The organism is Streptomyces katrae, assembly GCF_000966975.1.
In the GTDB taxonomy this organism is placed as follows: Bacteria; Actinomycetota; Actinomycetes; order Streptomycetales; family Streptomycetaceae; genus Streptomyces; species Streptomyces katrae.
In genome coordinates this window covers 1-7,381 of the sequence record NZ_JZWV01001032.1, presented here as the reverse complement: position 1 = coordinate 7,381, position 7,381 = coordinate 1, and the positions used below count along the sequence as shown (strand labels likewise).

At 70.8% G+C, this 7,381-nt stretch carries 8 protein-coding genes and 1 pseudogene; 4 read left to right on the top strand and 5 right to left on the bottom strand.

Annotated features, from left to right (window positions below):
• Nucleotides 1–331 precede the first annotated feature (331 nt).
• Nucleotides 332–973 (bottom strand): DNA-3-methyladenine glycosylase, encoded by a 642-nt coding sequence (locus VR44_RS31790; protein ID WP_045951090.1) that lies wholly within the window; start codon nt 971–973, stop codon nt 332–334.
• Nucleotides 974–1,068: 95 nt separating this feature from the next.
• On the opposite strand from VR44_RS31790, the gene VR44_RS31785 reads away from it, so the two are divergent.
• From VR44_RS31785 to VR44_RS31775, 3 genes are all read left to right on the top strand, one after another.
• Entirely contained in the window at nt 1,069–1,851 is a 783-nt protein-coding gene (locus VR44_RS31785) for a sporulation protein (protein ID WP_045951089.1), read from the top strand.
• 40 nt (nt 1,852–1,891) lie between these two features.
• Nucleotides 1,892–2,428 (top strand): YbhB/YbcL family Raf kinase inhibitor-like protein, encoded by a 537-nt coding sequence (locus tag VR44_RS31780; protein ID WP_045951088.1) that lies wholly within the window; start codon nt 1,892–1,894, stop codon nt 2,426–2,428.
• 149 nt (nt 2,429–2,577) lie between these two features.
• Nucleotides 2,578–3,081 (top strand): HNH endonuclease, encoded by a 504-nt coding sequence (locus VR44_RS31775; protein WP_045951087.1) that lies wholly within the window; start codon nt 2,578–2,580, stop codon nt 3,079–3,081.
• Nucleotides 3,082–3,162: 81 nt separating this feature from the next.
• Here the strand turns inward: VR44_RS31775 and VR44_RS31770 are convergent, their stop codons facing one another.
• The 4 genes from VR44_RS31770 to VR44_RS31755 form a co-directional block, all read right to left on the bottom strand.
• Nucleotides 3,163–3,933 carry a sulfite exporter TauE/SafE family protein gene (locus tag VR44_RS31770; RefSeq protein ID WP_045951091.1) on the bottom strand — a complete coding sequence of 257 codons (771 nt, stop codon included), beginning with the start codon at nt 3,931–3,933 and terminating at the stop codon, nt 3,163–3,165.
• A 103-nt stretch (nt 3,934–4,036) separates the two neighbouring features.
• Nucleotides 4,037–5,011, bottom strand: a complete 975-nt coding sequence (locus VR44_RS31765; protein ID WP_045951086.1) for an SPFH domain-containing protein — start codon at nt 5,009–5,011, stop codon at nt 4,037–4,039.
• Nucleotides 5,012–5,096: 85 nt separating this feature from the next.
• Entirely contained in the window at nt 5,097–5,525 is a 429-nt protein-coding gene (locus VR44_RS31760) for an NfeD family protein (RefSeq protein WP_045951085.1), read from the bottom strand.
• Between the two features lie 64 nt (nt 5,526–5,589).
• Nucleotides 5,590–6,405: an ABC transporter ATP-binding protein gene (locus VR44_RS31755; RefSeq protein ID WP_045951084.1), complete on the bottom strand. Its 816-nt coding sequence runs from the start codon at nt 6,403–6,405 to the stop codon at nt 5,590–5,592.
• A gap of 148 nt (nt 6,406–6,553) precedes the next feature.
• Here VR44_RS31755 and VR44_RS31750 point away from each other — a divergent pair.
• Nucleotides 6,554–7,338: pseudogene (locus tag VR44_RS31750) on the top strand (hypothetical protein).
• Nucleotides 7,339–7,381 lie beyond the last annotated feature (43 nt).

Genomic DNA, 7,381 nt, shown 5'->3' with positions numbered 1-7,381 from the left:
AGTTCTCAAGGTACGGACGCTTCCTTCGTTCCTGTTTCCAGGCCCTCCGGGCGCTTCCTTCGTTTCCAACTCTACCAGATCATTTCCGCGCCGTTTCCGACTTGGATTTGAATTCCGGTGGCCGTTGGGGGCCTTTGCCTTTCGGCGCTCCACCACGTTAGCGCTTATTCCCTGCAACTCATAATCGAGCTGTCGGATTCGAATTCGGGCACACCGAAATCGACCCCGCCAGGGGCGCGTCGTAGGTAGTGGGTTGGCCGCTCCCGCAGGTCTGCGATGGCAGTGCCTGTTCCAGCGGCTCGCGCTACGTTAGGCGTCTCCCAAGATCGAGTCAAGTTGCCCGTCGGCGCGGCGCGTGGGCGCGGTACGGGCTGACGGTCGGGTCCCCGCTGATCCAGTAGCGGTAGGGGTGTGCCGCGCCGGCGCCGCCGACTCCCGTGCGCGGGCCGTTGCCCACCTGGTCGGGAGGGACGGGGGTGCCCGCGAGGAGGGAGAGGGGGGAGTCGGGCCCCGCGCAGAGGTCGGTGCCGTCGAGGGAGCGGTCCACGTCCAGGGCCGTGGCCAGACGGGCCGGACCCTTGGCCAGTTCTCGCGGGTTTCTGGCCGTAATCCGACGTTTGGCAGCCAGGTCGGCGCCCACCGTCACCTCGCCGGCCCGCACCAGTACTCCGCTCGCGTGACCCGGAGGGCCGCAGACCAGGTTGAGGCTGAACCACATGCCGTAGATGAAGTAGACGTACGCGTGTCCGGGCGGGCCGAACATCGAGGAGTTGCGGGCGGTGCGGCCCCGGTAGGCGTGGGAGCCCGGGTCGGCCTCGCCCTCGTACGCCTCCACCTCCGTGATGCGCAGTTCGATCGGGCCGTCCGGGGTACGGCGGACCAGGATGCGGCCGAGCAGGTCGGGGGCCACGGTGAGGACCGGGCGGTCGAAGAAGGACCGGGGCAGGGGCGTACGGTCGGGGCGCGCGCTCATCCGGCCGAGGGTAGTGGAACATCCTCCCGTGCAACCGGGGCCTAATGTTCCGCGTTGGTACTGAGTAGTCGCACAAGTCTTAAGGGGAGATCGACATGGGGTTCAGGAAGCTGCTCGCGAGCCTGGGGGCCGGTGGCGCTTCGGTGGACACGATCATCACCGAGCCGAACGTGGTGCCCGGCGGGATCGTCCAGGGCGAGGTGCGGATCCAGGGCGGGTCCGTGGAGCAGCAGATCGAGGGGCTCTCGGTGGGTCTCCAGGCGCGGGTGGAGGTGGAGGGCGGCGACCACGAGTACAAGCAGGACATCGTCTTCACCAAGCAGCGCCTCGGCGGTGCCTTCAAGGTGCAGCCGAACGCCCTGCACGTGGTGCCGTTCGCGCTGGAGATCCCGGCGGAGACGCCGATCACCCACTTCGAGGGCCACCCCCTGCACGGGATGAGCATCGGGGTGAGCACGGAGCTGGAGATCGCGCGCGCGGTGGACGCGGGCGACCTGGACCCGATCAACGTGCACCCGGTGCCGGCGCAGCAGGCGATCCTGGACGCGTTCCGGCAGCTGGGCTTCGGTTTCCGCAGCGCGGACATGGAACGCGGGCACATCCGCGGGACGCGCCAGACGCTGCCCTTCTACCAGGAGATCGAGTTCCTGCCGCCGTCGCAGTACCGGGGCCTGAACCAGGTGGAGCTGACCTTCGTCTCGGACGGGCACGAGATGGACGTCGTGCTGGAGATGGACAAGAAGCCGGGGCTGTTCAGCGAGGGCAGTGACACCTACCGCTGCTTCCAGGTGGGTCTGCACTCGTACGAGGGGACCGACTGGGCGGCGTACCTGAACCAGTGGATCGCCTCGGTCGGTTCGCAGCGCAACTGGTTCTAGGCTCGGGCGCGTACCCCTCATCCGATCCAGGAGGACAGCAGTGGCCGAACAGAAAAGGGCTCCCCTTCCGCACGACTTCCACCCCGAGGTGGCGTCCTTCACGGTGACCAGCGAGGACGTCTCGCCCGGTGCCGATCTGCACGCGGCCCAGGTCCTGACGGGCAAGAACCTCTCCCCGCAGCTGAGCTGGGAGGGTTTCCCCGAGGGGACGAAGAGCTTCGCGGTGACCTGCTTCGACCCTGACGCCCCGACGGGCAGCGGGTTCTGGCACTGGGTGCTCTTCGACATCCCGGCCTCGGTGACCTCGCTGCCCGCCGGCGCGGGCAGCGGGGACTTCGTGGGCCTGCCGGAGGGTGCGGTGCACGTGCGCAACGACTACGGCACGCGCGACTTCGGCGGGGCGGCTCCGCCGCGCGGGGAGCGGCACCGGTACGTGTTCACCGTCTACGCGGTGGACCGGGAGCAGCTCGGGCCGGACGCGGACTCCTCCCCGGCGGTCGTCGGGTTCCACCTGCGGTTCCACGCGCTGGGCCGGGCCCAGCTGATCGGTGAGTACGAGTCGCCCGCGGCGCGTTGATCGTTCTCCCGGTGTTCGCCCGGTCCTGGTCTAAAGAAGGCCGGGGCCGGGCATTTTTATTGCGTTGTCCCGCGTGGCGCGCGCGGCCAGAGTGGTTGCGGGCCTTGCCGCCAGGGTGGTCGCGGGCCTGCACACGGGAGGTGGGCGAGATGCGGGACACGCTGGTACTGAACGCGAGCTTCGAGCCGCTGTCGACGGTGTCGCTGAACCGGGCCGTCGTTCTGGTGCTCCAGGACAAGGCCGTGGTGGAACAGTCCCACCCCGAACTGCGTGTGCGTGCGGCCGCCGTGGACCTTCCGATGCCCCGGGTGATCCGGCTGTGCAGGTACGTACGGGTGCCGTTCCGAAGACATGCTCCCTGGTCGCGGCGGGGGGTGCTGGTCCGGGACCAGCACCGGTGCGCGTACTGCGGGAAGCGTGCGACGACGGTGGACCATGTGCTGCCGAGGGCCCAGGGGGGCGGGGACACCTGGCTGAACACGGTGGCTTCCTGTGCGGAGGACAACCACCGCAAGGCGGCGCGGACTCCGGAGGAGGCGGGGATGCCGCTGCTCCGGAAGCCCTTCGTGCCGTCTCCGGCGGACGCGATGCTGCTCGCGCTGGGGGTCGGCGGGCAGGAGGAGCTGCCCGACTGGCTGGCCCGTTCCGCCTGATCCCCGCCCGCCGCTCCTGTCTCTTCCGCCCCGTCCGCCGCTTCGTGCCGCGGACGGGGCGGCGTATTTCTTCTACGTCCCTCAGCGGAGCAGCAGCTGGACGATGGCCAGGATGCCGACCGTGACGATGACGCCGCGCAGGACGGCCGGGGGCAGTCGGCGGCCGACCTTGGCGCCTATCTGGCCGCCGATGGTGGAGCCGACGGCGATGAGGAGGACGGCCGTCCAGTCGAAGTCGGCGACGAAGAGGAAGAAGACGGCGGCGATGCCGTTGACGAGGGCGGCGACCACGTTCTTGACGGCGTTGATGCGTTGCAGGTCCTCGTGGAGCAGCAGCCCCATCAGGCCGAGGTAGAGGACGCCCTGGGCGGCGCCGAAGTAGCCCCCGTACGCGCTGGAGAGCAGCATGCCGGTGAGCAGGGCCGGGCCGCCGTCGGGGTGTGCGGTGTCGCCGCCGGCGGCCTCCTGGCGGCGGCGCAGGGCCGCGGCGAGCTTCGGCTGGAGGACGACGAGGACGAGGGCCAGGCCGATGAGGACGGGCACGATCGTGTCGAAGGAGTCCGACGGCAGGGTGAGGAGCAGGATCGCGCCCGCGAGTCCGCCGATGAGGGAGACCGCGCCGAGCCGCAGGACCCGGCCGCGCTGGCCGCGGAGTTCCTTGCGGTAGCCGATGGCCCCGCTGATGGAACCGGGCACCAGGCCGAGGGTGTTGGAGACGTTGGCGGTCACCGGGGGCAGGCCGGTGGCGAGGAGTACGGGGAAGGTGATCAGGGTGCCGGAGCCGACGATGGTGTTGATGGTGCCGGCGCCGATTCCGGCGGCGAGGACCGCGAGTGATTCCCAGACGGACATGGACATGGACATGGACGGAGCCATCCCCTTTGCGTGAGTGAGTCGCCTCCCCGCCATGAAGGTCGAGGGGCCTCACTGATCATGCACGAAGGGGAGGGCCGTGTCAGTCGATGGGGGGCTGTTCCCGGCGCTCGGGCCCGCTGGCGGCCTCGGGGGCTCCCTTGCCGGGGTTCTGCGGGTTGAAACCGGCGGAACCGCCGCCCAGGGGGCCGAAGTTGCCCATGGCGCCCGAGAGGCCCTTGAGTGCGTCCCCGATCTCGCTGGGCACGATCCAGAGCTTGTTGGCGTCGCCTTCGGCGATCTTCGGGAGCATCTGGAGGTACTGGTAGGCGAGGAGCTTCTGGTCGGCGTCGCCGGCGTGGATGGACTCGAAGACCGTACGGATGGCCTGGGCCTCGCCCTCCGCCTTGAGGGCGGCGGCCTTGGCCTCGCCCTCGGCGCGCAGGATGGAGGACTGCTTCTCGCCCTCGGCGCGCAGGATCTCCGACTGCCGGACGCCCTCGGCCTGGAGGATCGCGGCGCGCTTGTCGCGGTCGGCGCGCATCTGCTTCTCCATCGAGTCCTGGATGGAGGTGGGCGGCTCGATGGCCTTGAGCTCGACGCGGTTGACGCGGATGCCCCACTTGCCGGTGGCCTCGTCGAGGACTCCGCGCAGGGCGGCGTTGATCTCCTCGCGGGAGGTGAGGGTCCGTTCCAGGTCCATGCCGCCGATGATGTTGCGCAGCGTGGTGACGGTGAGCTGCTCGATGGCCTGGATGTAGCTGGCCACTTCGTACGTGGCGGCGCGGGCGTCGGTCACCTGGTAGTAGATGACGGTGTCGATGTTGACGACCAGGTTGTCCTGGGTGATGACCGGCTGCGGCGGGAAGGGGACGACCTGTTCGCGGAGGTCGATCCGGTTGCGGATGGAGTCGATGAACGGGACGACGATGTTGAGGCCCGCGTTGAGGGTGCGGGTGTAGCGGCCGAACCGCTCGACGATGGCTGCGCTGGCCTGCGGGATCACCTGGATCGTCTTGACCAGGGCGATGAAGACCAGTACCACCAGGATGATCAGGACGATGATGATCGGTTGCATGCGTTTCCCCGTGCCCTTCCGGCTGTCTGTGCTGCCCCGTTGATCGGAGTCTCGCAGACCCCGGGGCCGCGGGTGGGCTGCTTGCTCACATGACGACCGCGGTCGCTCCGTCGATGTCCACGACGTCGACGGACTGGCCGGGTTCGAAACTGCTGTGCGTGTCGAGGGCGCGGGCGGACCAGACCTCGCCGGCGAGCTTGATGCGGCCGCCGCTGCCGTCGACCCGTTCGAGGACGACTGCGGTTCTGCCCTTCAACGCCTCGATGCCGCTGCGGTGTTGGGGTCGCTGGTTGAGGTGCCGGTTGGCGATCGGCCGGACGACGGCGATCAGCGCGACCGACACGATGACGAAGACCAGGACCTGGGCCACCGGTCCGGCGCCGAGGGCCGCCGTGACGGAGGCGGCGACGGCGCCGACGGCGAACATGCCGAACTCCGGCATCGCGGTGAGGACGAGGGGGATGCCCAGTCCGACCGCGCCGATGAGCCACCACACCCATGCGTCGATGTCCACATGGTCATGGTAGGTCCGCCGGGCGCGGCCGGACAGGGCGCGGGGGCCGTCCGCCGTGGGTGCGCTAGCGCAGGGGCAGGCCCTGGGCGGTCCAGCGGTCGTGGTCGTTGCGCTCCACGATCAGCGGGAGTCCGAAGCAGAGGGAGAGGTTGCGGGAGGTCAGCTCCAGTTCGATGGGGCCGGCGGTGACGACCTTGCCCTGCCGGATCATCAGGACGTGCGTGAAGCCGGGGGCGATCTCCTCGACGTGGTGCGTGACCATGACCATGGAGGGGGCCATGGGGTCGCGGGCCAGACGGCCGAGGCGGCGGACGAGGTCCTCGCGGCCGCCGAGGTCGAGGCCGGCGGCGGGCTCGTCGAGGAGGAGGAGCTCGGGGTCGGTCATCAGGGCGCGGGCGATCAGGGTGCGCTTGCGCTCGCCCTCGGAGAGGGTGCCGAACTTGCGGTCGAGGTAGTCGGACATGCCCAGGCGGTCGAGGAAGGCGCGGGCGCGCTGCTCGTCGACCTCCTCGTACTCCTCCTGCCAGGTCGCGGTCATGCCGTAGGCGGCGGTGAGCACGGTCTGCAGGACGGTCTGCCGCTTGGGGAGCTTGTCGGCGAGCGCGATGCCGGCGACGCCGATGCGCGGGCGCAGCTCGAAGACGTCACTGCCGGGCTTGCCCAGGGTGCTGCCGAGAATGGTGGCGGAGCCCTTGGTGGGGAAGAGGTAGCTGGAGGCGAGGTTCAGCAGCGTGGTCTTGCCGGCGCCGTTGGGGCCGGCGCCGTTGGGGCCGAGGATCACCCAGCGCTCCCCCTCCTTCACCGACCAGGAGACCTGGTCCACCAGAGCCCGGCCCTCGCGGACCACGGATACGTCCACCAGCTCCAGAACATCGCTCATGAGCGTGTTGTCACCCCTTGCAGTCACGGTTCTCTGTGCCCGCCTGTAGGCGCGGCCCCAGGGGAAAACCCCAGGGGAAAACCTACGCCACTCGGGGAGGGGTCCGGGCGCCAGGCCGGGTACGGGGCCTGATCCGTAGAGTGGGGGGATGCTTTTCGAACCACGTTCAGGGCGGCTGGCCGCCTGGGGGAACGCGCTGCTGGCCGGTCATGTCTCGCCCGACGAGGCCGCGTCGTCGATCGTGGGCGAGGACGCGGTGCACCGGGTGGCGGGGCTGCCGGGTGAGCCGGGTCCGGTGGGGCTCACGCTGGCGCTGGGGCGGCTGCGGGCGCTGGGGGTGACCGGGCTGCGGGTGGCCCTGCCGGCGCCGGGGCATCCGCTGGGGCTGAGCGGGCCGGCGGAGTTCAACGCGGCGGCGCTGGAGGCCGAGGAGGCGGTGGTGTGCGCGGGGGCCGCGCTGGGGCTGGTGCCCGAGGTCGCGGAGGCGGGTCCGACGGGGGACGTGCACGTGTCGGTGGTGTGGCGTGGCGGTGCCTGCCGGTGCGGGAGGCCCCGCCCGCGGACGTGCCGTCGCTGGGTGAGGCGGAGCGGGAGCTGGCGGAGGCGCTGCGCGAGGCGACGGTGGTGCTGACGCGGCTGGACGTGGCGGCGTCGGGGCCGGTGGCCGAGGCGGCGCTGTCGGCGTACCGGGCGCGGGCGGAGGCGGGCCGGGACGCGCTGGCGCCGGGGTATCCGGCGCGGGCGGTGCGGGTGCTGGCGCTGGCGCAGCGGGTGGACCTGATGGTGTCGCCGGCGTACGAGCGGGGCCACGGGGGCGCGGTGGCGGCCTCGGAGATGGCGGCGCGTGCGGAGGCGCTGCGGCCGGTGGAGCGGGTGGCCCGGCGGGCGCTGGTGGCGGCGTACAACGCGGCCGCGCAAGAACGCGAACGGTAGGGGCGGGATGCGCCGCGGCCCCGCTTCCCGGGGAGAGGGGGGA